The 23,701-nt window shown below is 66.4% G+C and carries 20 protein-coding genes; 4 read left to right on the top strand and 16 right to left on the bottom strand.

What is annotated here, in order from left to right; genetic code table 11:
• Positions 1-9 precede the first annotated feature (9 nt).
• The 6 genes from KTQ42_RS02640 to KTQ42_RS02615 form a co-directional block, all read right to left on the bottom strand.
• Positions 10-510 carry a VOC family protein gene (locus KTQ42_RS02640; RefSeq protein WP_249222619.1) on the bottom strand — a complete coding sequence of 167 codons (501 nt, stop codon included), beginning with the start codon at positions 508-510 and terminating at the stop codon, positions 10-12.
• Positions 507-1,739, bottom strand: a complete 1,233-nt coding sequence (locus KTQ42_RS02635) for an NAD(P)/FAD-dependent oxidoreductase (protein WP_217344092.1) — start codon at positions 1,737-1,739, stop codon at positions 507-509. Before KTQ42_RS02635 ends, KTQ42_RS02640 begins: the two co-directional genes overlap by 4 nt.
• Positions 1,736-3,226: an amidase gene (locus KTQ42_RS02630; protein WP_249222618.1), complete on the bottom strand. Its 1,491-nt coding sequence runs from the start codon at positions 3,224-3,226 to the stop codon at positions 1,736-1,738. The genes KTQ42_RS02635 and KTQ42_RS02630 overlap by 4 nt, the downstream gene beginning before the upstream one ends.
• The gene (locus KTQ42_RS02625; protein WP_217344091.1) at positions 3,223-4,332 is read right to left on the bottom strand and encodes a ring-opening amidohydrolase; all 1,110 of its coding nucleotides are present in this window, start codon (positions 4,330-4,332) and stop codon (positions 3,223-3,225) included. Before KTQ42_RS02625 ends, KTQ42_RS02630 begins: the two co-directional genes overlap by 4 nt.
• An 824-nt stretch (positions 4,333-5,156) precedes the next feature.
• A complete protein-coding gene (gene mdoH / locus KTQ42_RS02620) occupies positions 5,157-7,709 on the bottom strand; it encodes a glucans biosynthesis glucosyltransferase MdoH (RefSeq protein ID WP_217344090.1) in 2,553 nt (850 codons plus the stop codon).
• The gene (locus tag KTQ42_RS02615; protein WP_249222834.1) at positions 7,709-9,172 is read right to left on the bottom strand and encodes a glucan biosynthesis protein G; all 1,464 of its coding nucleotides are present in this window, start codon (positions 9,170-9,172) and stop codon (positions 7,709-7,711) included. The genes mdoH and KTQ42_RS02615 overlap by 1 nt, the downstream gene beginning before the upstream one ends.
• Positions 9,173-9,867: 695 nt before the next feature.
• On the opposite strand from KTQ42_RS02615, the gene KTQ42_RS02610 reads away from it, so the two are divergent.
• Positions 9,868-10,104: a hypothetical protein gene (locus tag KTQ42_RS02610; protein ID WP_217344088.1), complete on the top strand. Its 237-nt coding sequence runs from the start codon at positions 9,868-9,870 to the stop codon at positions 10,102-10,104.
• A gap of 343 nt (positions 10,105-10,447) precedes the next feature.
• On the opposite strand, the gene KTQ42_RS02605 is transcribed toward KTQ42_RS02610, so the two are convergent.
• The 3 genes from KTQ42_RS02605 to KTQ42_RS02595 form a co-directional block, all read right to left on the bottom strand.
• Positions 10,448-11,209 (bottom strand): ABC transporter permease, encoded by a 762-nt coding sequence (locus KTQ42_RS02605; protein ID WP_217346785.1) that lies wholly within the window; start codon positions 11,207-11,209, stop codon positions 10,448-10,450.
• 11 nt (positions 11,210-11,220) lie between these two features.
• Positions 11,221-12,006: an ABC transporter ATP-binding protein gene (locus tag KTQ42_RS02600; protein WP_217344087.1), complete on the bottom strand. Its 786-nt coding sequence runs from the start codon at positions 12,004-12,006 to the stop codon at positions 11,221-11,223.
• A 68-nt stretch (positions 12,007-12,074) separates the two neighbouring features.
• Positions 12,075-13,106, bottom strand: a complete 1,032-nt coding sequence (locus KTQ42_RS02595; protein ID WP_217344086.1) for an ABC transporter substrate-binding protein — start codon at positions 13,104-13,106, stop codon at positions 12,075-12,077.
• Between the two features lie 196 nt (positions 13,107-13,302).
• Here KTQ42_RS02595 and KTQ42_RS02590 point away from each other — a divergent pair, with 196 nt between their 5' ends.
• Together KTQ42_RS02590 and KTQ42_RS02585 are read left to right on the top strand one after the other, a co-directional pair.
• Positions 13,303-14,733: an amidohydrolase family protein gene (locus KTQ42_RS02590; protein WP_217344085.1), complete on the top strand. Its 1,431-nt coding sequence runs from the start codon at positions 13,303-13,305 to the stop codon at positions 14,731-14,733.
• Positions 14,734-14,817: 84 nt separating this feature from the next.
• Positions 14,818-15,690, top strand: a complete 873-nt coding sequence (locus KTQ42_RS02585) for an alpha/beta hydrolase-fold protein (protein ID WP_217344084.1) — start codon at positions 14,818-14,820, stop codon at positions 15,688-15,690.
• Here the strand turns inward: KTQ42_RS02585 and KTQ42_RS02580 are convergent.
• From KTQ42_RS02580 to KTQ42_RS02550, 7 genes are all read right to left on the bottom strand, one after another.
• Positions 15,678-16,352, bottom strand: coding sequence for a TIGR04282 family arsenosugar biosynthesis glycosyltransferase (locus KTQ42_RS02580; RefSeq protein ID WP_217344083.1), 675 nt, complete (start codon positions 16,350-16,352; stop codon positions 15,678-15,680). The two genes, KTQ42_RS02585 and KTQ42_RS02580, sit on opposite strands and share 13 nt — an antisense overlap.
• A complete protein-coding gene (locus tag KTQ42_RS02575) occupies positions 16,349-17,032 on the bottom strand; it encodes a TIGR04283 family arsenosugar biosynthesis glycosyltransferase (RefSeq protein ID WP_217344082.1) in 684 nt (227 codons plus the stop codon). The genes KTQ42_RS02580 and KTQ42_RS02575 overlap by 4 nt, the downstream gene beginning before the upstream one ends.
• Before the next feature lie 24 nt (positions 17,033-17,056).
• Entirely contained in the window at positions 17,057-19,207 is a 2,151-nt protein-coding gene (locus KTQ42_RS02570) for a bifunctional TVP38/TMEM64 family protein/FAD-dependent oxidoreductase (protein ID WP_217344081.1), read from the bottom strand.
• 52 nt (positions 19,208-19,259) lie between these two features.
• On the bottom strand, positions 19,260-20,252 hold the full coding sequence (locus KTQ42_RS02565; RefSeq protein WP_217344080.1) for a hypothetical protein: 993 nt from the start codon (positions 20,250-20,252) through the stop codon (positions 19,260-19,262).
• Positions 20,249-21,208, bottom strand: a complete 960-nt coding sequence (gene arsS / locus KTQ42_RS02560; RefSeq protein WP_217344079.1) for an arsenosugar biosynthesis radical SAM (seleno)protein ArsS — start codon at positions 21,206-21,208, stop codon at positions 20,249-20,251. Before arsS ends, KTQ42_RS02565 begins: the two co-directional genes overlap by 4 nt.
• A gap of 81 nt (positions 21,209-21,289) precedes the next feature.
• Positions 21,290-22,159 carry an ABC transporter permease subunit gene (locus KTQ42_RS02555; RefSeq protein ID WP_217346784.1) on the bottom strand — a complete coding sequence of 290 codons (870 nt, stop codon included), beginning with the start codon at positions 22,157-22,159 and terminating at the stop codon, positions 21,290-21,292.
• 2 nt (positions 22,160-22,161) lie between these two features.
• On the bottom strand, positions 22,162-23,034 hold the full coding sequence (locus KTQ42_RS02550; protein WP_217344078.1) for a phosphate/phosphite/phosphonate ABC transporter substrate-binding protein: 873 nt from the start codon (positions 23,032-23,034) through the stop codon (positions 22,162-22,164).
• A 72-nt stretch (positions 23,035-23,106) separates the two neighbouring features.
• Here KTQ42_RS02550 and KTQ42_RS02545 point away from each other — a divergent pair, with 72 nt between their 5' ends.
• A complete protein-coding gene (locus tag KTQ42_RS02545; protein ID WP_217344077.1) occupies positions 23,107-23,340 on the top strand; it encodes a hypothetical protein in 234 nt (77 codons plus the stop codon).
• The last annotated feature ends 361 nt before the right edge of the window (positions 23,341-23,701 follow it).

Below are 23,701 nucleotides of genomic sequence, written 5' to 3'. Positions count from 1 at the left end.
CAGGGTTGATCAGGGTTGGATCAGGGAATAGGTGGAGGGATCGAAGAAGCCGGCGCCGGCCACATAGCGGCGCGCGGCGGACAGGTCGGGCGGCGGTCCGGTCTCGGCGTCGCCATTGAAGGTCAGCTCCAGTTGCACGCCGCTGGGGTCGTAGACGAACAGCTGCCACAGCGCGGTGCCCGGCACCACGAACTCGCGCCAGTCCAGGCCATGCGCGATGAAGCGGGCCCTGAAGCCGGCATAGCCGCTGCACGACAGCGACAGATGGTCGATGGCGGCGCTGCCCAGCGGAGCGCGCCCATCGGCGCCCAGGGCTGGTCCGCCAGCGTAGATATGGATGATGGCGGCGCCGCCCGGCTGCGGGCAGGCCAGCCAGGCGCCGGGATAGCCGAAGTCGGGACGCACAACTTCAAGCAGGCCCAATACCCCGGTATAGAAGCGGCGTGTCGCATCCAGGTCGGCGGTCTTGATCGCGACATGGAACAGGCCATGCACCATGGCGGCCGTCATGATGCCGCTCCGGCCGGCGCCACGTCGCGGTAAAGGCGGCGCAGCTTTTCCTGGAACGGCGGCTGCATCTTCTTCAGCGAGCCGGCCACGGGGTCGGCGCCGGCGAACAGGGTGTCGCTGGCTTCCAGCGAGAAGTCCATCACGAAGCGGATGCGTTCGGCGCGCGTTGCATCGAAGGCGTCCAGCCATTCCCGCACGTTAATGCTGCCGGCCGCCAGCCGTTGCGCGATCAGCCCGGCCGCCACGCAGCCATCCTCGATCGCCTGGGTGGCGCCCTGCCCCAGCGTCGGCACCATGCCGTGCGCGGCATCGCCAAGATAGAGAATGGGTGCGTCGGCATCCAGATAGCCGGCCTCGGTTTCCTGCAGGCGCGCCCAATGGATCTGGTCGACATGGGCGCACAGGGTCTCGGTCAGCCAGGCCGCCTGGGCGCCAGCCGCGCCATGGGCCGGCGTGTAATAGCGGCGCAGCGCCTCTGCCGATTTATCGTCGGCGACGATCTCGTTGCCATCGGCCAGCGGGAAGGTGCCCGCCATGTAGATGTGGCCGGGCGGCACGCGGAATGCCAGCAGCCGGTGCGGGCCGTTGAACCACTGCTCGTAATCGTCGATCAGCCCGCCCGAGGTGTCAGGCACCAGCAGGCGGAAGATCGCCACGCCGACCTGGCGCATCGCCGGCGCGCCGGACAGCGCGCGGCGGGTATCGGAATAGCGGCCGTCGGCGCCGATCAGCAGGTCGATGTCGTCCAGCGTGCAGCTTGCGCCATCGGCTTCGTAGCGGATGCGGCAGCGGCCGTCCGGCTGGCGCGCCATGTCCCTGATCGTCACGCCATAACGCACCGCATCGCCGGCGCCTTCGCGCAGCACGCGGTACAGCTCGGACCAGCGGATGCGCACGCCGTCATTGTCGGCCACCTGCGACAGCGGCAGCGAGAACAGCTCGGTGCCGTCGGTCAGCGAGGTGCGCCAGCTCTTCCAGGGCAGGCTTGCAGCCTGCACCGCGTCGGCCAGCGCCGGGTCGTGGGCACGCAGAAGCTTGATGGCATTGGGCCCGATGTTGAGGCCAGTGCCGGCCTCGCTGTGGTCGTCGCGCGCCACCCGCTCCAGGCAGGTCAGCTCGACATCCTGCCGCTGCGCCAGATGGCGCGCGACGATGCAGCCGGCCACGCCCGCGCCGACAATGGCGATGCGCAGCTTGCGGCTCTGATGGTGGGTCTGTTGACTGTTCATGCTTCCTCCCTAGCGGATTGCATGCCAGTTCCGCATGCACCGGCATCGTGCATCGGCTGGCGTTCCCAAAGCGGCGCAAACGGACGCGCCCTTTCCAGTTGCCGGCCGATGGCGCACAGCCAGCCGTCGGCGCCATGGCGACCCACCAGCTGTATGCCCAGCGGCATGCCGGTGGCGCCCAGGCCGGCCGGCATGGCCAGCGCCGGCAGGCCGGCGGCATTGACGAATGCGGTGAAGATCGCATGGCTGCGCGGGCCGGCCGGGCGGCCGTCGATCAGGGGCGGATACGGCGCCTGCACCGGCCACGGCTGGGCGGCGGCCGAGGGCAGCAGCAGGCAGTCGATGTCCTGCATCAGCAGCGAGAGCACATCGCGCAGCCGCGTGACCGCGCCCAGTGCGGCCATCAGCTCGGCGTCGCTGCGCTGCCTGCCCTGCTCCAGCATGGCGGCCAGCGGCGGCGACAGCGCCTGTTCGCGGCCCGCATGATGCGTAGCCATCAGCCAGGCCAGCCCGCTGCCGCTCAGCACCGGCCAGGCGACATCGTTGATCCCGGCCATTGCCTGCACCAGCATGGCGCGCTGGGCCGGGCTGAGGGCGACCGGCACATGCCCCAGCCTGGACAGCCCCTGCCACGACGCCTCGGCGGCATCGGCGCTGTCGGCATCGACCGGGGCATCGGCCAGGCCGTTGAGCAGCGCAACGCGGGCCGGCGCCGGCTGTTCGGGAACGCAGAACGGCAATGACTGGAACGGCGCGGAGCGGCTGTCCGCGGCCGACCAGGGCGACAGCTCGCGCATGGCCAGCACCAGGTCGTCCACGCTGCGGGCGATCGGCCCGGCCACTTCGAAGTCGTGCAGGAATACCGGGAAGCCGTGGCTGCGCGGCACCCGGCCGGTGGATGGCTTGAGGCCAACGCAGCCCGTATGGGCGCATGGCCGCCGGATCGAGCCGCCGCCATCAGTGGCCAGCGCCAGCGGCGCAATGCCGGACGCCACCGCGGCCGCCGCGCCGCCGCTGGAGCCGCCCGGCGTCAGGGCCGTATTCCACGGGTTGCGGGTGACGCCGAACACCGCATTGTCGGTGGTGCCGGAGACGGTCAGCTCGGGCACATTGGTCTTGCCGACCAGGACCGCGCCGCCCTGGCGCAGCCGCGCCACCGGCAGCTCGTCGGCATCGGGCACGTAATCGGCATACAGCGCGCTGCCAAAGGTCGAGCGCAGGCCGCCGGTCAGTATGTTGTCCTTGACGGTGAAGGGCACGCCGTCCAGCGCCGACAACGCGCAGCCCGAACGCCAGCGCCGGGCGCTGGCTTCGGCCGCGGCGCGCGCGGCCTGGCGGTCAATGCTGACAACGGCATTGATGCGCGGATTGACTTCCTCCATGCGGGCCAGGACCGATGCCAGCGCATCGACCGGATCGAGCGCGCCACGCCGGTAGGCCTGCGCCAGCGAGCGGGCCGACAGCATCCAGGGTTGCGCCTGCATCATGCGTCCCTGGCGGTGGAAGCGATCACCGCGATCAGCCCGCCGCCGTCCGGTCCCTGATGCTCGGCGCCGCCGGACACGAAGATGCGGCCGTCGCCGATCACGCCCGCCACCATGCCGCCCACCGCGCCGCGGATATGGCGCTGGGCATTAATGTCGGTGTCGTCCAGCATGGTGTGGCGGCTGGCGCGCACCCGGCCGTTACGTTGCGGTTCGCACTTGACGAACACGCCGGCGATGCGCTCCAGCGCGTTTGGACTCAGTTGCGGCGAGGCCGCCAGCCCGAGGTCGGCCAGCGTGGCCGCCACCGCGCCGATGTCGAGCGCGTCGCGCATGGGCCGGTGCGCAATGCGATATGGCCCGCTCCAGTGCGGGCTGTTGCCCAGCACGATGACTTCGTTGCAGCTGATCTCCACGCCCGAAGACACGCTGGCGCGTTCGGAATACAGCGCCATGTCCGACAGCAGCGCCGCATCCGTCAATGCTGCCTCGTCGATCTCGCCCAGCGCCAGCGCCACGCCGAGCGCGCCGGCGGCGCGGGCATAGGCCATGGCCTTGTTCGGGTCGCCGCTGACTGGCTCCAGTCCGCAGGCGCGGGCCTGCTCGGCCCGTGCCACGGTGATGCACGGCGTCTTGATCTGCACGAAATGCACCTGCGCCGGATCGTCCAGGCCGGCGTCGTCCATGGCCGCCCTGACGGCCCGGGCGATCTGGCGGGCATGGCTGGCGCGGCCGATCTGCTCCACGGCGGTCGGGGCCGAGAAGGCCAGGCCGGTCGCCAGCGCCGGGCCATCATCCGCTGCCTGTTCCGGCAGGCGGCAGAACACCACGTAATGCGGACTCAGCACGCCTTCGGTGCCGCCGGAGAGGATGCAGGGAATCCGCGCCGCCAGCTCGGCCGGGCTGGACTGCAGGTGCCCGGACAGCATCTGCATCAGCGACTGGGTGAAGTAACCGCGGGTGAAATCATTGACGCCGCCGTTGCCTTCGGTCTTGCCGATCACGGCGACGATCTGGCCGGCATGGATGGCGCCGTTGTTGATCAGGGCATCAAGGGCGGATACATCGCCCGGATGCGCCATGGTGAGGAGATGGACTTGGGTTTGCATGGCTGCATCTTGCGGCAGTGCGAGCGCGATGCGGTAGCGCTTAATTTCGACCGGGGCGAGCGCAAATTGTGTGCGGTCTGGGAGCAGTGACGGTTGCAGGGGCCGTTGCCGTTGCTTTTGAAGTGGCGGTTGCCGTTGCCGTTGCTTTTGACGTTGGGGTTCCCGTCTGTGTACCGCCGTGTCGGCGGTGCCCGGAGCGGGAAAAGGTGCGGCGTCTGTCTGAGCCAAGCGCAGCTTGGCGAGTTTAGCCGCGCCCCGCTCCGGGCCCCGACGGCACGGGAACCCCGCGCAGCGGGGCGGCACAGTCGGGGTCGCCTTTTTTGGTTACTTTTTTGGCGAAGCAAAAAAGTGACTCGCCCGCCGGGGCGAACACCCGGCCTGGTCATGATGCGGGGACATGCGCATTGGGTCACCCGGCGTGAAGGCGTGACTGCGAAGCAGCAGTTGCTTTTGACGTTAAGCCACGTTCAACGGACACGTCAAAGACAACACCGACAGTGCTGCACGTGCCTCGCCGGGTGACGCAATGCGGCTGCACTGCCGTGGAGACAAGCCGGGTATTCGCCCCGGCAGGCGACCTACTTCTTTTGCTTCGCCAAAAGAAGTAGGCAAGAAAAGGCGACCCGGTGATCGCGCCCCGCTGCGCGGGGTGCCCGTGCCAGCGGTACCCGGAGCGGGGCGCGGCTAAACTCGCTCCACTTCGTTGCGCTCAGACAGACGCCGCACCTTATCCGCTCCGGGCACCGCTGGCACGGCGCGCTCAACGGGATTTCACTGCAACGTCAAAAACAACGGCAACGGCAACGGCAACGGCCGCTGCCGCCTCAAAGGCCATCAGCCGCGCCCACGGCTTTATTCAGCCCCCCCGACATCGCGGCTCGCCATCCGGGATGCACGCCGTCGCCGCTCCACAAGGCCAGGTGCAGGCGCGACAGCAGACGCGGATCATTTAGCAGGGACCATTTCTCGACCTCGGACAACTGCGCGGGATCCGACTTCAGCACCTTCTGCAGCATGTGCTCGCGCTTCTCGGAAAGCCGCCGGACGGCATCCCGCGGCCGCACGCTGGCGCAGGCCAGCGCATTGACCAGCGGGTCCACGGCCGCTTCGATGAAACCGGGCTGCCCGGGCGTGGCCGCCGCATGCGCCCTGGCGTCGACCAGCTCGCGCGGCGGATGGGCCTCTTCCGGAATGACGAACAGCTTCATGCGACGCAGCAGCCGGCCCAGCGATACCCGCGAGGACAGCACCGAAATCGGGATCGACAGCACCAGCGCGCCCGCGATCGGCAGCAGCCAGGGCAGGTAGGACGGGTCCAGCAGGTAGACGCCGCCGCCCCACACCAGGCCCAGCAGGGTATGCATGCCATGCTTCCTGACGCCCTCGTCCCAGTGAGTTTCGGAGTCCTGCCGCGGCGGCGACTTCCAGGTCATTTCCAGGCCCAGGAAGGCGGCGCTGACGAAACGGCTGTGGAACAGCATGCGCACTGGCGCCAGCAGCATCGAGAAGATCAGCTCGATCAACATGCTGATGGCCACTCGGATGCGTCCTCCGTAACCACGCGCGCCCTGCAGCCAGATCAGCAGCACGCTCAGGATCTTGGGCAGGAACAGCAGCAGCGCGGTGGCGCCAAACAGCGCCAGCGCCTTTTCCGGATGCCATTGCGGCCAGATCGGGAAGAGCTGCCGCGGTTCGACGAAGTACTGCGGCTCGGTCAGCGCATGCCAGGCCAGAAGGCCGGTGGACAGCACCAGGAACATGAACCACAGCGGCGCGGAGATATAGGCCATCACGCCCGTGACGAACACTGCCCGATGCACCGGGTGCATGCCGCGCGCGGCGAACAGCCGGAAGTTCATCAGGTTGCCATGGCACCAGCGGCGGTCGCGCTTCAACTCGTCCAGCAGGTTGGGCGGCATTTCCTCGTAGCTGCCGTCGAGGTCGTAGGCGATCCAGACGCCCCAGCCGGCGCGTCGCATCAGCGCCGCCTCGACGAAGTCATGCGACAGGATCTCGCCGGCCAGCGAGCCTTCGCCCGGCAGCGGCGCCAGCGCGCAGTGGCGCACGAAGGGATCGAGCCGGATGATGGCGTTGTGGCCCCAGTAATGGGACTCGCCGAGCTGCCAGTAATGCAGGCCGGCGGTAAACAGCGGGCCATAGACGCGGGTGGAAAACTGCTGGATGCGGGCATACAGCGTGTCGCGCCCGGCCGCGCGCGGGGCGGTCTGGATGATGCCGGCGCTGGGCTGGCTTTCCATCAGCCGCACCAGCGTGGTCAGGCATTCGCCGCTCATCACGCTGTCGGCATCGAGCACGATCATGTAGCGGTAATCCCTGGCCCAGCGGCGGCAGAAGTCGTCGATATTGCCGCTCTTGCGCTTGACGCGGCGAAAGCGCCGGCGATAGAAGATCTTGCCAAAGCCGCCCACCGCCTTGCACAGCCGCGACCAGGCCGCCACCTCGGCGGCGCAGATGTCGCTCTGGTAGCTGTCGCTGAGCACGAAGAAGTCGAAACGGTCCAGCTCGCCGGTGCGCTGCACCGATTCGAAAGTGGCGCGCAGGCCGGCAAACACCGCCGTCACGTCTTCATTGCAGATCGGCATGACGATGGCGGTGCGGGCATTCGCCGCGATCGGCGTGCGGTCCGCTGCGTTGCGCGATATCAGGTAGCGGTCGCTGCCGCGCAGCAGCACCAGGAAACCGGTCATTGCGGTCCAGAAGCCGGCCGAGACCCAGCAGAACAGCACCGCGAAGAACGCCATCGTCACCATTTCCATCGGCCGCGTGCCCTGGTAGGGCAATACCCGCGACATGAACCAGGTGGCGATCGCCGTCTGCGACAGCATCAGGAGCAGCAGCACGCCGCGCCGCAGGCTGCCATGCGGCTGCCGTTCCGCGCTGGCATCGGGCGCGTTGCCGCCGGCCTGCGGCGAATCCGCCGGCCACGGCTCGCGGGTGCGGGTGGGACGCCGCAGGGCCCAGTCGCGCGGCCGGCGCAGCATCGACTCGCTCCAGCGGGTGATGGCATTCAGGGTGCCCCACGGATGCGGCGTCATCGAGACGCGGTTCAGCGGCGGCATGCTGTGCAGGCGGGCATGGCCGTTGTCGGCCGGCGTCGTCTCGGGCGCGGCGTCGGCCAGGGCCAGGCGCGCGGCCACCGAGCCATAGGCCGGCTCGGCCGGCTGCGCGGCATCATGCGCCAGCGCATGATGCAGGCTGGCCATGGCTTCCTTCTCGGTTGCGTTGGGATCCAGCGCCATGCGCGATTCGACCGCGGCGCGCTGGGCAGGCGTCAGGCCAAGGCGGTCGAGATAATGCGCGACGGTGGTTGCCGCCTGCGGCGTGGGGTAGACGGGCAATCCTTCGTTTGCGCGCATCAGTCCGGGCTCAGTATGTAGCTCCACGTTTCCGACAGAGTGAGGTTGTTGTTACGCAAAAAGCCGCGCAGCTCGACCGGCTTGGACGTGTCGTTGCGGCTCATTCTCATCGTCATGCGCCATCCGCCAGTGACATCGTTGTGGATGGTATTGGTTTCCAGCAGCTTGCCATTGCTGTCGACACTGATCACCGCCTCCGGCTTGGCATCCGCCGGCAGCTTGGCCAGGCTCGGGCCTTCGAAGTCGACCGCCAGGGTAATGCTGTCGTCGGTGCGCCGCGGATAGCCCTGGCCGCGCCGCGTCTGCGTCACCCATGACAGGGGCGGCTTGCGTTCCTTTTCCTTCTGCCATAACAGGCGGTATTCAAAGTCGAACGGCGCGCCGGGCTTGGGCGGCGCATCCGGCACCCAGTACGCCACGATGTTGTCGTTGGTTTCGTCAGGCGTGGGAATCTGCACCAGTTCCACCCGGCCCGACCCCCACTTGCCTTTCGGTTCGACCCAGCCGCTGGGCCGCAGTTCAAAGCGCGACTCCAGGTCTTCATAGCTGGTGTATTCGCGGTCGCGCTGCATCATGCCAAAGCCGCCCGGATTGGACAGCGCATAGGACGTGACCAGCAGCTTCTTCGGATTCGACAGCGGCCGCCAGATCCATTCGCCGGTGCCCGACTGCACCGACAGGCCGTCCGAGTCGTGCACTTCCGGCCGGTAATCTTCCTGCGGCGAGCGCTGGTTCTCGCCGGAGAAGAACATCGAGGTCAATGGCGCCAGGCCCACCTTGGTGATGTTTTCGCGGGCAAACAGGCGCGACTTCACATCGATGGCGGTATCGACGCCCGGACGCAGCAGGAAGCGGTAGGCGCCGGTCATGCGGCGCGAGTTGAGCAACGCATAGATCACCAGTTCCTTCGCGCCCGCCTCGGGCCGCTCGATCCAGAACTCGGTGAACAGGGGGAACTCCTCGCCGGAGTTGAGCGCGGTGTCCAGCGCCAGGCCGCGCGCCGACAGGCCGTAGCGCTGGTCCTTGCCGACCGCCCGGAAATAGCTGGCGCCGAGGAATACCAGCACCTCGTCCTTGTACTTGGGCGTATTGACCGGGTAATGCACCCGGAAGCCGGCGAAGTCGAGCCCGTTCAGGTCCTTCAGGTTGATCTTGTTGGCGCCGTAGTCGAATGCCTGCGGATCGAACTTGATCGGCCGCACCGCCTTGCCGGCGACCTCATTGATGCGCACCGGCGTGTCGAAGATGCGCCCGGGATGGAAGAAGGCCAGTTCGAACGGCAGCCTGGCGTCGCGCCAGTAAGCCTTCTCGGGATTGAAACGGATGTCGCGGTACTGGTCGTAGGTCAGGTCCTGCAGGGACTTTGGCAGTTCGCTCTTGGGACGCTTGTAGGGCGACGCGGCCAGCGTTTTGGCCTGGGCCGCGACATCCTCGAAATTGAATGCCCATGCACTGCCCGGCATGGCCAGCGCCCATGCCGCGACGGCTGCCGGCAGCAGCGAAGCAATTGGAGAAAACAGGGTAAACAGCTTGTTGCCAGGCATGGCGCTCCTATCTGATGTTGCCCAGCGCGGCGGCCTTCGTCACCAACGCGCAATATTGTTAAATTCAGAACGGGCAGTACTTTGCCAATCTGGAGGGAATTTGTCGAGCCGGGACGGGAGGGAAGAATCGCGGTGCTTCATGCTAATGGATTCCTGAGACCCAGGCCGAGCTCGACAGTTCCATCCGCACCGGCCACGGCGCGGCACCCTGGCAATGCCCTGCACGCCCCGTCGCCGTCCGGCTCCCGCTTCAGCGCCTTCTGGCGGCACGGCTGATTGCGGGAAAAAACAGCCCGGCAACCAACCGGTGCCGGGCTCAAATCCCGTACAAGTCAAGGCTACGGGAAGCGGAGGAGACCTCCGCTGTCGGAACCTGCATCGTAGCCCTGCCGGAAACATTGACTGTGAGATAAATCACAGAACATGCAAGTTTTGCAAGCCCATTTTCATTCGTGATATCTGCTATCAATCTGGATCTATGCGTCAGGGACTGACTTTGTACTAACTCACCAAAGAAATAACTATACCTGATAGTAGTTATGGTCACTTGAAATTGGAATACCGGTATTACCGTCCATATACTCCTTCCATACAGAAATTTTCAGGAGTAAATCATGTCCTCGATCGCCCTTCCCCAACATTCCAGCGATAACGGCCTGAGCTATGGCGCCAATGTCGGCCGCGCTTTCCGTTCGCTGCTGGCTGCCCTGCTGGCAGTCAAGCCTGCCAAGCAAGCCGCTCCGGCGGCGAAACTGCGCGACCAGCTGGCGCTGTTCCGCCTGGCGCGCGACTACGAAGCCCTGTCGCCCAACCTGGCCGCGGAGCTGCGCTTCATCGCCTCGCGCGGCTGAACCGTAGCGCAAGGAAGTCATCATGACGGCCATGGACATCCGGCTGCTGCTCGCGGGTGGCGTTGCCATTGTCACGCTGGTGGCGGCAGTATCCATGGTGCTGGCCATGAGCCGACGCCACGGCAGCCACCGACGAGCCTGAAGCTGGCCGCGGCAATGAAAAAGCGCCCTTGGGGCGCTTTTTCATTGCCTGGCGAAGCCGACACGTGGCTACTCCGGTCTGCAACGGCCGTGCAATACCCTTCGGGTATTGCACCCTCCAAGGCATGCCCGGTGCCAGGTAACGTACGGTGAAAGAGCTGTACCCAACGCACGCGCGCCGCCCTGACCCAAGCCATTTCTATCAATGCGCACCCCGATGCGCCCATCCCGTGGTCCGCTTCTCCACCACCGAGAACAATTCATACATCGTCATCGCCATCGCGCCAATGACCACCAGGCCGGCAAAGGCCAGCGGCATGCGCATCGACGAGCCGGCCGACACCAGCAGATAGCCGATGCCTTCGTTGGACGCGGTCATTTCCGATACTGTGGTGCCGACGAAGGCCAGCGTGATGGCCACCTTCAGCGACGCGAAGAAATACGGCAGCGAGCGCGGCAGGCCGACCTTGAGCAGCACATCCAGCCGGCGCGCGCCCAGCACCCGCAGCACATCCTCCATTTCCGGCTCCAGTGTCGCCAGGCCAGTGGCGATATTGACCATGATCGGGAAGAAGGAAATCAGGAAGGCAGTCAAAATGGCGGGACCCGCGCCGATGCCGAACCACACCACCAAAATAGGCACGAAGGCGGCCTTGGGCAGCGCATTGAAGGCGGTCATCAGCGGATAGGCCGCCGAGTAAAGAAAAGGCGACGAGCCGATGATCATGCCCAGCACCACGCCCACCACCACGGCGATTGCGAAGCCGGCCATCGTGACCCAGAAAGTGCGCCAGGCATGCAGCGCAATGGCGCCGGCGAATTCCACCATCGACTGCACGATCGCGGCCGGGCTGGGGAAAATGAATTCCGACACATCGAACAGGCTGCAGATGGCCTGCCAGATGACCAGCACCAGCGCCATCAGCAGCCAGGGCGCGCTTTTTTGCAACAGGGTTTTATTCATCATCATTCCTCTCAAGCCGTGCGCACGCGGCCGATATGCTCGCGCAGCTCATGCACCAGCGCGCTGAAGGGTTCGGTATAGGTCAGCTCCAGCTCGCGCGGACCGGGCAGCGGATTTTCGCGACGGGCGACGATGCGTCCCGGACGGCGGCTCATCACATAGATGGTGTCGGCCAGGAAGGCAGCCTCGCGCAAGTCGTGCGTGACCAGGATCACATTGAATTTCTGCGCCGCCTGCAGATCGCGCAGGATGCACCACAGCTCTTCGCGGGTGAAGGCGTCGAGCGCGCCGAACGGCTCGTCTAGCAGCAGCATCTTGGGCTCATGGATCAGCGCGCGGCAGATGGAGGCGCGCTGCTGCATGCCGCCGGACAGCTGCCAGGGAAACTTCTGCGCATAGCCATCCAGGCCGACGGCCTTCAGCAGCTTCAGCGCGCGCTCCTCGTATTCGGCGCGATGCTGGCGGAAGCGGCTGCGGTGCGGCTCCACGATTTCCAGCGGCAGCAGCACATTGTCCAGCGTGGTGCGCCATGGCAGCAGGGTCGGCGCCTGGAAGGCCATGCCGACGATCTTTAACGGACCGGTGACGGGTGCGCCATCGATGGCGACGCTGCCGCGGGTCGGCGCCTTCAGGCCGGTGGCCAGCTTCATGAAGGTGGATTTGCCGCAGCCGGACGGGCCGACAATGGCGATGAATTCACCCTGGCGGGTGGTAAGGGAAATGTCTTCGACGGCGAAGTCGCCGCTGTCGTTATAGGCGAGGAAGACGTTCTGGAAATTGACAAAGGTGGCGGACATGACGGCTCGGGTGTGCCCCCACCGCATCGGTGAGGGCCGGTTGCAACGGATGAGGACTTGCTTGGTGCTTATTTCGGAAAGACGTTGAGATCCGCCTTCGACGGCAGGAAGGACGCATTCCAGACGGCGTTCGGATCAACCCGGGTCTTTGTGCCGTAGGCGTCGGATACCTGGGATGCCATCAGCGACAGGCGCGGCGCCGATACCTGGCCATAGCCTTCGGCCCTGGCGTTGGGCGTGGCAATGGAACTGGCAATGGCCAGTTTCAGGCGGCGCGCTTCCAGCTTTTCATCCACCAGCGCATCGCGCGCCTTGATCGATGCGACCGCCGCATCCGGATTGGCCATCACATCCTTCGATGCCTTGGCGAAGGCGCGCAGGAAGGCCTTGATCGCTTCCGGATTCTGCTTGACCAGGTTGTCGGAAGCGATGATGGCATTGCCGTACAGCTTCACGCCATTGTTCGGATAGGACAGCACCACGATGTCCTCGTCCTTCACGCCGCGGGCGTTGAGGTTGAGCAGCGAGGTGAAGTAGAAGCCGGTAATGGCATCGATGTCGCCACGCGCCAGCATGGTCTCGCGCAGCTGCGGGTCCATGCTGACCCAGGTTGCCTTGCTCACGTCCAGGCCATTGGCCTTGGCGAAGATCGGGTAGGCGCGGCGGCCGGCGTCGAATACCGGCGCACCCAGCTTCTTGCCATTAAGGTCGGCCGGGCTCTTGATGCCGGACTTCTTCAGCGCCATCACCGCGGCCGGCGTGTCGTTATAGACCATCATCACCGCCACCGGCTTGGATGGCGCGGTCGGGTTGTTGGCGCTGAATTCCATCAGCGCGGCCATGTCGGCGAAGCCCATGTCATAGCTGCCCGACGCCACCCGGTTGACCGCATTGCCGGAGCCATTGCCGGCATCGATGGTGACATCCAGCTTTTCCTGTTCGAAGTAGCCCTTGCTCTTGGCGACGAGGAATAGCGCTGAAGGCCCCTCGAACCGCCAGTCGAGCTGGAACTTGATCTTGGTTTCCTGAGCATGGCTGGCGGCCGATGCGGCGCACAGCATCAGTGCAGCGCCGAGGTGAAATGACTTAAAACGGGGCATGATTGTCCTATCTATGTTGCTTGATCCAAAGTGGTGCGCACCTGATTCGAGCAGTCAACGACCGAATCCGCGTCTTTCCAGGGATCAGCAATAACCGTACCCGTTTGCTGCTTTCTTCTCCCTGTAAAAACCATGTGGCAGGAAACTTGCAGCGGCGGCTGGCTTCGGCGCTTTCCTTTTGATAACGGCCTCATTCATGATCCAGACATCACACACATCCATCCTGATTTCCAATGCTCACAGCATCCTCACCGGCCGCGCCGACGATGGCGGCCGCACAGCCGGCCCCGACATCCGCGTCGTCGACGGCCGCATCCAGGCCATCGGCAAGCTGACCGCCCTGCCCGGCGAACGCGTGCTCGACGCTACCGACTGCGTGGTCTACCCGGCCTGGGTCAACACCCATCACCACCTGTTCCAGTCGCTATTAAAAGGCGACCCGGGCGGCCTGAACCTGTCCCTGACCGAATGGCTGGCGGCCACGCCCTATCGCTATCGCGCCCGCTTCGACGAGAAGCTGTTCCGGCTGGCCGCGCGCATCGGCCTGGTCGAGCTGGCGCGCTCGGGTTGCGGCACGGTGGCCGACCACCACTATCTGTATTACCCCGACATGCCCTATGACAGCTCGGCCATCCTGTTCGAGGAAGCCGAGGCGCTGGGCCTGCGCTTCGTGCTGTGCCGTGGCGGCGCCACCCAGACCCGGCAGCTGGAAGCCGAACTGCCGAGCGCGCTGCGGCCGGAGTCGCTGCAGGCCTATCAGGACGACGTGGCGCGTCTGGCTGCGCTCTACCACGATGCGGCGCCGGATGCGATGCGGCGCATCGTGATGGCGCCCACCACGCCGCTGTATTCGGTGCAGCCGGCCGAGCTGCGCGAGCTGGCCGCCTTCGGCCGCAGCCTGGGCCTGCGCCTGCACAGCCACCTGTCCGAGACGGTGGAATACCAGCAGGCCGCGCGCGGCAAGTTCGGCTGCTCGCCGGTGGCATTCGTGGGCGAGCATGACTGGCTGGGGCCGGATGTCTGGTACGCCCATCTGGTCAAGCTCGAGGCGGAGGAAATCGCGCTGCTGGGACAGACCGGCACCGGCATCGCCCACTGCCCGCAGAGCAACGGCCGGCTGGGCAGCGGCATCGCGCCGGTGCGCCAGCTGGAAGCGGCCGGCGTGACAGTCTCCATCGGCGTCGACGGCGCCGCTTCCAACGAGGCGGCGGACATGATTTCGGAAACCCATGCGGCCTGGCTGATGCAACGCGCCCGCGGCGGCCAGGATGCCCTGCCCGCCTATGCCGGCGGCAGTTCCGAAGGCGGCGCCGACGCCGCCAGCATCGAGGACGTCGTGCGCTGGGGCAGCACCGGCGGCGCCCGCGTGCTGGGCATCGAGGGCCTGCAGGGCATCGCGGTAGGCGGCTGCGCCGACATTGCCGTCTATGCGCTGGACGACCCGCGCTATTTCGGCCTCCATGACCCGGCCATCGGGCCGGTGGCCTGCGGCGGACGGCCGCACCTGAAATGGCTGTTCGTTCAAGGTCGCGCAGTGGTCGAGAACGACAGCCTGCCTGGCGTGGACCTGGCGCAGCTGGGACGCGAGGCGCGGGCGGCAGTGAAGAGCCTGCTCAGCGGAACATAAGTAAGTAAGCACGCACGCCTGAATCGCTTCAACCTGGAACCGGTCATTTTTTCTTTCCACGAAAACAATTCACCGGGAGAAAAAATGACGATCAAGGCGAGGGCGTTGCTGCTGGCTATTCTGTTTTGGGCAATCCCGGCCGGCCATGCATGGGCCGGACGCGCAGTGCTGGACAGTTACCCGTCAACCATACTGAACCGCAGGGTCAGTTTCTCGGTCTACCTTCCTGACCGCTATGACGCGGCAACGCATCAGTTCCCGGCGCTTTATCTGTTGCATGGCCTGGATGGCGACCAGAATGAATGGCTTGAAAACGGCGCCCTGGAAACCGTGAATGCATTGATGGCAAAACGCGAGCTACGTCCCATGCTGTCGATCATGCCAAGCTTCGGCGAACAATCCTGGTGGGTCGATGGCGAGCAGGACAAAGCGGAAAGTGCCCTGATACGTGAATTGATTCCCTATGTTGAAGGCAAGTACAAGGTGTTGCAAGACAGGCGCGGCCGTGCGTTGGCAGGCTGGTCGATGGGAGCTTACGGCGCGCTGAACCTTGCGCTGAGACATCCGGACTTCTTCTGCGCGGCCGCCGTGATCAGCCCGGAGATCTACCAGCCGCTGCCAGCTGCTACTTCCGGCATACGGCGCATGCCGCAATTCATGCGTCACGGCGTCTTTGATCCCGCCGTCTGGCAGTCGCTGAACTATCCAGCCCATCTGCAGGCCTATCGCGACAACCCGAGGCGCGTACCGATCTGGATTGCCACCGGCGATGACGACCAGTTGCTTGGCCTGGTGCCCATGGCCACCCGCCTCTACGGCGAGCTGGCCGCCATACAGCCGGAGAAGGTGGAGTTGCGGGTAATCGATGGCGAACTGGACTGGGCCACGGTGCGCAGGGCGCTGCCGGACGCGCTGCGTTATCTGGAAAGGCAATGCCTGCCGGATCAGCGCAGGTAGCGGGCAGGCGGCGCCGGCCCGGCGGCCTTATCGCCTGACTCAAGCAGCGGCCGCGCCCGCAGATAATCCGCCGGCGTGTCCACGTCCCACAATGCCGGCATTTCAAGCCAGTCCTGGCCGCTTTGCCAGCCGGCTTCCCGCAGGCGCTGCCGCGTCTGCGCCATCACCTGCGCGGTGCTCCATGCCACATCGTCGAAGCAGCGTGGCGCCAGACCGCCACGGCGCGCGCCGACCAGCACATAGCCGCCATCCTCGGCCGGCGTGAACACCATGCGCGCCGCATCGAGTGCAGCGGCAGCCGCCTGCAGAGCCCCGACATTGAAGGCCGGGCAGTCGGTGCCGATCAGCAGCGCCTTGCGATGCGTGGCGAGAACGGCCTGCAGGCAGTGGGCCATGCGCAGGCCAAGATCGCCGTCCGCCTGCGGCAGGCAGGGCACGTTGAAATGACTGGCGCATGCACGCAGGAAGGGATGACCGATATCGCCGGCGCACCAGAGCGAAACGCTGGCGTCGGGCACTGCGCGGGCGGTTTCCAGGGTGCGCCAGGCCATCCGGCGCTGGGCGCCGGCCGCGCCCTCCTCGCCAAGCAGCGGAATCAGGCGGGTCTTGGCCGCGCCCGGCACCGGCGCGCGGCTGAAGATGGCGATATGCAGGTCACTCATGCCTGTTTCCGGTAGCCGTATTGCCTTGCCAGCCGCTCGGGGTCGGCGCCCAGGAAGTAGGCCAGGCGCAGCCGCCACATCAGGAAGATGGTGCGCCAAATCCCATTCTTTTCCCATCGGCGTGCCGAGGTCAGCACCCGCTGGCGCAGGCAGGCCGGCCGGGCCATTTGCCGCGCCCGCTTGCAGAAGGCGATGTCTTCCATCAGCGCCAGTTGCGGAAAGCCGCCGGCCTGCAGATAGAAGGCGCGGTGCATGAAGATCGCCTGGTCGCCGGTGGCGATTGCCGTCAGCCTGGAACGCAGGTTCATCATGGCAGCGATCAGCCGGAACATCGGATGCGCGCCATCCAGCGCCACGTCGAAGCGACCCCAGGCATGGCTGCGCAGGGCAGCCTCTATCAATGCATCGGCGCCCGGCGGCAGCAGCGTGTCGGCATGCAGGAACAGCAGCGCATCGCCGCTGGCGGCCAGCGCGCCTGCATGCATCTGGCTGGCCCGGCCCCGCTGCGCTGCGATCACCAGGTCCGCATGCGGGGCAGCCAGCGCCGCCGTATCGTCGCCGCTGCCGCCATCGACCACCACCAGTTGCGCCCCGTGTTCGCGCAAGGGCGCCAGCCGCCGCAGCAAGGGTCCGATGCCGGCCGCTTCATTGAGCACCGGGATGATGATGGATAGCCGCATCGCCTGTCTCGCCAATGTCAATGCTCAGCCGCGCTGCCATGCATGGAAGCGCTGCACCCAGCCCAGCAGCCGCTCGGGCGCATGGGCCCGCTTCCAGTTGCCTGCCGCGTACTTGTTGGACTCGGCCAGCGTCGGGTAGATATGGATGGTGCCCAGCAGCTTGTTCATGCCCAGGCCATGCTTCATCGCCAGCACGAATTCGGCAATCAGGTCGCCGGCATGTTCGCCGACGATGGTCGCGCCCAGTATTTTGTCCTTGCCCGGCACGGTCAGCACCTTGACCCAGCCGTGGGCAACGCCGTCGGCGATGGCCCGGTCGAGGTCGTCGATGCCATAGCGCGTGACTTCGAAGGCAATGCCCTTCTCCTTCGCCTCCCGTTCGTTCAGGCCGACGCGCGCCACCTCGGGCTCGATGAAGGTGGCCCAGGGAATCACCGTGTAGTCCGCCCTGAAGCGCCGGAAGCGGCCGAACAGGCCGTTGACCGCGGCATACCAGGCCTGGTGCGCGGCGACATGGGTGAACTGGTAAGGACCGGCCACGTCGCCGGCGGCGAGGATGTTGGGATACAGCGTCTGCAGGCAGTCATCGGTCTCGACCGTGCGCGCAGCCGTGACCGGTATGCCCAGCTCCTCCAGTCCATAGCCGGCAGTGTTGGCAACCCGCCCCAGCGCGCAGATCACCTTGTCGAAGGCGATGCGCAGTTCGCCGCCGGCATGGCTGGCAATCAGTATCCTGTCCCCGCCTTCGACCAGAAAACGCTGCGCCTTGTGTCCGGTCAGCACCTGTATGCCTTCAGCACGAAAGCGTGCCGCCACCAGGTCGGAGACGTCGGCATCCTCGCGCGCCATCAGGCGCTCGCCCATTTCCACCAGCGTGACTTCCGACCCCAGCCTGGCAAAGGCCTGCGCCAGCTCGCAGCCGATCGGGCCGCCGCCCAGCACCAGGAGGCGGCGCGGCAGCGCATCGAGTTCCCACAGCGTGTCGGAAGTCAGGCAGCCGACCTGGTCCAGGCCGGGCAGCGGCGGCACGAAAGGCCGGGCGCCGGCGGCGATCACGATGCTGCGGGTCGTCAGCAGCCGCGTGCCTCCGCCGGCCTCCTTCACTTCCACCGCGAACGGCGAGACGATGCGGGCCTCGCCGATCACGGGCTCCACGCCCAGGCCGGTATAGCGCGCCACCGAGTCATGCGGCTCGATCTCCGCGATCACCCGCCGCACCCGCGCCATCACGGCCGAGAAATCAACGCGGGCATCGGCATTGGCCAGGCCGTAGTCGCCGGCATGCCGGATCTGCGACATCAGCCGTGCGCTCTTGATCAATGCCTTGGACGGCACGCAGCCGGTGTTGAGGCAGTCGCCGCCCACGCGGTGCTTTTCCACCAGCGCCACCTTCGCCTTGACCGCGCTGGCGATATAGGCCGACACCAGCCCGGCCGATCCGGCGCCGATCACCACCATGTTGTAGTCGACCCGGCGCGGCCGCGGCCAGCGCGCATAGACCCGGCGCGCCTTGTAGGCATCGATCGCCTTCTTGGCCAGCAGCGGGAAGATGCCGAGCAGCGTGAACGACAGCAGGAGGCCGGGCGACAGGATGCCGCGCAGCGAGGTGAGCTGGGCCAGCTGGGTGCCGGCATTCACATAGACCGCGGTGCCGGCCAGCATGCCGAGCTGGCTGACCCAGTAGAAGGTGGGCACCGGCAGCGCGGTCAGGCCCATCAGCAGGTTGATCAGGAAGAACGGAAACAGCGGCACCAGGCGCAGCGTGAACAGGTAGAAGGCGCCGTCGCGGGCTATGCCCTGGTCGATGGCCTTCGCACGGTCGCCGAAGCGGCGCTTGACGGTGTCGCGCAGCAAAAAGCGCGCGGCGAGGAAGGCCAGCGTGGCGCCGATGGTGGAGGCAAAGGAGACGATCAGGAGGCCCAGCCAGAAGCCGAACACGGCGCCCGCGCCCAGCGTCAGGATGGCGGCGCCGGGAATGGACAACGCAGCGGCTGCGGTATAGACGGCAAAGAACAGCGCCGCGCTGCGCCCCGGATGCAGCGCGGCATAGGCCGACAGCGCTTCCTGCCGAGCCTTCAGCGCCTCCAGGCTCAGGTAGCGGCCCAGGTCAAAGGCAAGGAAGGCTGCGATCGCGGCGGCGACCAGCAGGAGCAGCAACAGGCGTCTGGTTTTCATCGGGGTTCGGGTGGGGTTGATGGTGCGCCCGGCTTCGGCGGGACAGCCTGGCTCATCGGTAGGCATCGCGCGGGCCGTACGCGGGCCCCTGCTCGATGCGCCGGAAATAGGAAAGATGGGCCGGCGAGCCCGGCGGCCAGTCGGCCAGGAAGCGCGATCGCCAGGCATCATGGTCATAGCGCACCGCCAGCGCGGCGACATGCAGCATGCGGCCCGCCACCGGCCAGGCCGCTTCATGCAGCACCGGCAGCGACGCTGGCGCGGGCGTGGAGGCGATGCGGCTGATCACGCCATGCCGCATGCCGCCGAAGTTGGGCATGCCGGCTGCGCCATTGTTGATCACGGCATGCGTGCGGCCGGCGGCATCGAAGCGGCGAAATGCCGGCAGGCAGGTATGGCTGCTGGCGAAGACATCGATGCCGGACTGGCTGAACTGGCGCAGCAGGCCGTCGCGCCGGGCGGGATCGTCCAGGCTGCCCCGTGCGAAGCCCCAGCCGGCCAGCGCCTGCGCATCGCCATGCACGATGCCGATGCGCGCGCCTGCCACCTGCGCCACCGCATGCATGGCCAGGGCGCCCATCAGCAGGCGCTGATGCGGATGGCGCATGGCCGTGGCGCGCAGGCGCAGCAGGATCTGGTTGGAGCGTTCGACCTCGTCGTCGCCGACATCGTCCGGATAGCCGCAGCCGCAGCCGAATCCGGCGTCATCGGCGGCCAGTTCGGTTTCGACATTGCCGCGCAGCGCGATATGGCGCAGCACCCGGCGGTGGATGTCGGCAAATGCCGCATCGCTGGCGTCGAACCAGTGGAAGTCGCCGTTGAAGGCGAGCGTGGGCGGCCTTTGCGCCTGCTGCGCCTCCTGCGCCGCCAGGGCCTCGATCGCATCCAGCGCCTCGGGGTTGCCGTACAGGCCGCCGATCACGTACAGGGTCTCGCAGGCGAAGTCCGGCGCGCGCCGGAAAACGCCTGCGCCATAGCCATAGCTGGCCGGGCAGCTGCGGCCCGCAGCACTGCTCACGTCGCCCAGGTCGCTCAGTCCACTCACGCGAGCGCGCCGCCGCAGCTGCTGCCGGCGCCGGCGGTGCAGGCCCAGCAATGGTCGGCCACCGCCACCGGCTTGCCCTGCAGGCCGCTGCCGAGCATGTCGGCCAGGTGCATGCGGCGGCTTCCGTCATGCCGCATCGGCATGCCCAGCATCTGGTTGAAGTCGCAGTCGTACAGATAGCCCTGGTAGTCGACCGACACCAGCGAGCGGCACATCACCTGCTTCAGGTTGGCATCCTGGTGGGCATCCCGCAGCAGCTGCATGTAGCCGTTGAACTGGCCCTTGGACAGCAGCATGCTGCCGAAGCGCTGGATCGGCATGTTGGTGATGGTGAAGAGCTGGTTGAAGCGGATGCCGAACTGCTCGCCGAGGAAGCGGTCGTAGTCGGCCTTCAGGCGTGCCTGCGGCGGCGGCAGCGACGGGCCCTGCGGGTTATAGACCAGGTGCAGCTGCAGCGCCGGGGCCATGCCATAACCCAGCGTATTGAGCAGCTGCAGCATGCGAATGCTAGTTTCGAAGGTGCCGCGGCCGCGCTGGCGGTCGACATTGTCTTCCAGGTAGCAGGGCAAGGAAGCCACGATCTGCACCTGCTGGCTGGCCAGGAAGCGCGCCATGTCCTCATAACCCGGCTCGTCCAGGATGGTCAGGTTGCAGCGGTCCATCACCGTCACGCCGAGCGCGCGCGCCGACTCGACCAGGTAGCGGAAGTGCGGATTCATCTCGGGCGCGCCGCCGGTCAGGTCGAGCGTGGCGATGCCGCCCCGCCGCAGCACGTCCAGCACCTGCTCCACGGTCGCGCGGTCCATCTGCTCGGTGCGGTTGGGGCCGGCGTTGACATGGCAGTGCACGCAGGTCTGGTTGCAGGTATAGCCCAGGTTGACCTGGAGCGTGTCCGGCTGCCGGCGCCGGATGGCGGGGAAATCAGTATCGACCAGCAGGGGAAAGGTAGCGCGCATGGAAAGTTGTCCGGAGAAAAACGAGTGCAAAGCATAAACCGAAACCGGCTTGCACGTCGCTTGCCCGGTTGGCGATGGTGCTCAGTGCCGAAGCGCCAGTTCGGCCCTGACCCGCCGGCTGACCCGGTCGAACAGGGTCACCAGCAGCACGATGGCCAGCAGCAGCGTTGCCAGCCGTCCCCACTGGAACAGCGACACCGCCTCCGACACGAGCAGCCCGAGGCCGCCGACGCCGATCAGTCCCAGCACGGTGGAGTCGCGCACATTGAATTCCCATATATACAAGTGGATGGCCAGCGCCTGCGGCAGCATGGTGCGCGGCAGCGCATGCACCAGGGTCTGCAGCGGCGTCATGCCCAGCACCAGGCCGGCATCGATCAGGCGCCGGTCCACGGCCTCGATCGCATCCGCATACAGCTTGCCGTAGCTGCCGAAGGAATGAAAGGCAATCGCCAGGATGCCCGCCATCGGGCCGAGCCCGATGATGCCCACCAGCAGCAGGCCGAATACCAAAGCATGGATGGCGCGTGCCGCATCCAGCAGCAGCCGCGCCGGTGCCGCCATCCAGCGCGGCGCCAGCATGTTGCGGGCAGCCAGCACGCCGAACGGCAGCGCCGCCAGCGCGGCGGCCAGCGAGCCCAGGGTGGCGACCTTCATCGTGGTCCATACCGCATCAAACAGGCCAAGCAGATAGGAACGCTCCAGCGCCCGCCTGTCCTCGGTGCGCAGCACCCGGCCGGCTTCATCGCGATAGGCAAATTCGCGCTCGCCCAGCCAGGCCTCGACCAGGCTGGGCCGGGACAGTTCCTGCAGCGTGCGCGTCAGGTTTTGCCACGGCTTGCGGCCAAACTGGAAATCGCCGGCACGCACGAAGCTGGCCACGCTGGCGACGATCAGCAGGCCATACAGCAGCGCGAACAGCCACAGCCGCGTCTTGCCACGCGTGGCCATGGTCACGGGCGCGGCTGCAGCTTGCCGGTGGCCAGGCCAGCGTCACGGATCGGCTTGTACAGCGCATCGTCGCTTGCAACGAAGCCGGTGTAATGCGCCGGCAGCAAGCCCGGGTTGGCCTGGGCCGGCGCGCCGGCCTGTTCCAGTGCGGCCTTCAGTCTGGCCACCAGCGCCTTGTCGCGCGCCAGGTCGGCGCTGACGGCGAAGGCATCGTTGGGCAGCGGCGCCGAGGTCCAGATGACCTTGCTGTCGGCAGCCTTGATCAGGCCCTGCTCGATCATGGCATTGCGGTTGCGGTCGTAGTCGGCGCCGGCATCGAGCTCGCCGCGGGTCACCTGGGTTTCGATGGCCTGGTGTTTGGTATAGACCACCTTGCCGAGGAATTTTTCCGGGTCCTGGATGCCCATGGTCAGGAACTGGTAGGTCGGGATCAGGTAGCCCGAGGTGGAGCCCTTGTCGCCAAAGGCGAAGTGCTTGCCCTTGAGGTCAGCCAGGCTCTGGATGCCGCTGTCGGGCCGGGTCACAATCAACGCATGGTAGGTCGGCTTGCCGTCGTAGAGGATGGTCGCCACCGCCTGCGCGCCGGCATTGCGATTGGCCAGCACATAACCCCACGGCCCCAGCAGCGCGATGTCGGTTTCGCCGCTGGCCAGCGACTTGGCCAGCCCTTCCCAGCTGTCGACGGTGCGCAGCTGCACCTTGCGGCCCAGTTTCCCTGCCAGGTAATCGGCCAGCGGACGATAGGTGGCGTCATTCTTCTCCCTGTCCGGCTGGAACAGGCCCACGCCAAAGCGCAGCGTATCGTCGGCCAGCGCGGGGAGTGTCGACGCCAGCAGCAGGACAAGAACGGCGCGGCGAAGTGTGGGCAGGATCATGGGCGGCTTCATCAGGTCAGTGGATGGGAGGCGGCATTGTAATCGTCATGCGGGCTTGCCGCATCGCGCGGTGTGGGGCTGGATGCAGCCGCAAATGCAGAAGCTATCAGTTCGGTCCTGGCGACGGCCGTCGCAGTTGCAGTTGCAGTTGAACTTGCCGTTGCATTTGAACTTGCCGTTGCAGTTGAACTTGCCGTTGCATTTGAACTTGCCGTTGCATTTGAACTTGCCGTTGCTTTTCAACTCCCCGTTGAGCGCGCCGTGTCAGCGGTGCCCGGAGCGGGAAAAGGTGCGGCGTCTGTTTGAGCGCAGCGTAGCGTAGCGAGTTTAGCCGCGCCCCGCTCCGGGTACCGCTGACACGGGAACCCCGCGCAGCGGGGCGCGATCACCGGGGCCGCCTTTTTTGGTTACTTTTTTGGCGGAGCAAAAAAGTAACCCGGCCGCCGGGACGGACTCCCGGCTTGTCTCCACGGCAGTGCAGCGGTGTTGCGTCACCCGGCAAGGCACGGGCAGCACTGTCGACGTTGACGTTGACGTTGACGTTTCTAAGCAAACTGCGAACTGCAAAGTCAAAAGCAACTGCTGCTTCGCAGTGACGTCTTTACGCCGGGTGAAACAAGCTGACTGCACTGTCGTCATGACCAGGCCGGGTGTTCGCCCCGGCAGG

It is taken from the genome of Noviherbaspirillum sp. L7-7A, assembly GCF_019052805.1.
Taxonomy (GTDB): Bacteria; Pseudomonadota; Gammaproteobacteria; order Burkholderiales; family Burkholderiaceae_D; genus Noviherbaspirillum_A.
Note: the sequence above shows the minus strand (reverse complement) of the source record. Positions and strands in the feature narration are given on the sequence as shown.

Bases quoted from the DNA above. Each gene is read 5' to 3' on its own strand.
- KTQ42_RS02640 (WP_249222619.1), bottom strand. From the start codon at position 510: ATGACGGCCGCCATGGTGCATGGCCTGTTCCATGTCGCGATCAAGACC.
- KTQ42_RS02635 (WP_217344092.1), bottom strand. From the start codon at position 1,739: ATGAACAGTCAACAGACCCACCATCAGAGCCGCAAGCTGCGCATCGCC.
- KTQ42_RS02630 (WP_249222618.1), bottom strand. From the start codon at position 3,226: ATGATGCAGGCGCAACCCTGGATGCTGTCGGCCCGCTCGCTGGCGCAG.
- KTQ42_RS02625 (WP_217344091.1), bottom strand. From the start codon at position 4,332: ATGCAAACCCAAGTCCATCTCCTCACCATGGCGCATCCGGGCGATGTA.
- mdoH (WP_217344090.1), bottom strand. From the start codon at position 7,709: ATGCGCGCAAACGAAGGATTGCCCGTCTACCCCACGCCGCAGGCGGCA.
- KTQ42_RS02615 (WP_249222834.1), bottom strand. From the start codon at position 9,172: ATGCCGGGCAGTGCATGGGCATTCAATTTCGAGGATGTCGCGGCCCAG.
- KTQ42_RS02610 (WP_217344088.1), top strand. From the start codon at position 9,868: ATGTCCTCGATCGCCCTTCCCCAACATTCCAGCGATAACGGCCTGAGC.
- KTQ42_RS02605 (WP_217346785.1), bottom strand. From the start codon at position 11,209: ATGAATAAAACCCTGTTGCAAAAAAGCGCGCCCTGGCTGCTGATGGCG.
- KTQ42_RS02600 (WP_217344087.1), bottom strand. From the start codon at position 12,006: ATGTCCGCCACCTTTGTCAATTTCCAGAACGTCTTCCTCGCCTATAAC.
- KTQ42_RS02595 (WP_217344086.1), bottom strand. From the start codon at position 13,106: ATGCCCCGTTTTAAGTCATTTCACCTCGGCGCTGCACTGATGCTGTGC.
- KTQ42_RS02590 (WP_217344085.1), top strand. From the start codon at position 13,303: ATGATCCAGACATCACACACATCCATCCTGATTTCCAATGCTCACAGC.
- KTQ42_RS02585 (WP_217344084.1), top strand. From the start codon at position 14,818: ATGACGATCAAGGCGAGGGCGTTGCTGCTGGCTATTCTGTTTTGGGCA.
- KTQ42_RS02580 (WP_217344083.1), bottom strand. From the start codon at position 16,352: ATGAGTGACCTGCATATCGCCATCTTCAGCCGCGCGCCGGTGCCGGGC.
- KTQ42_RS02575 (WP_217344082.1), bottom strand. From the start codon at position 17,032: ATGCGGCTATCCATCATCATCCCGGTGCTCAATGAAGCGGCCGGCATC.
- KTQ42_RS02570 (WP_217344081.1), bottom strand. From the start codon at position 19,207: ATGAAAACCAGACGCCTGTTGCTGCTCCTGCTGGTCGCCGCCGCGATC.
- arsS (WP_217344079.1), bottom strand. From the start codon at position 21,208: ATGCGCGCTACCTTTCCCCTGCTGGTCGATACTGATTTCCCCGCCATC.
- KTQ42_RS02555 (WP_217346784.1), bottom strand. From the start codon at position 22,159: ATGGCCACGCGTGGCAAGACGCGGCTGTGGCTGTTCGCGCTGCTGTAT.
- KTQ42_RS02550 (WP_217344078.1), bottom strand. From the start codon at position 23,034: ATGATCCTGCCCACACTTCGCCGCGCCGTTCTTGTCCTGCTGCTGGCG.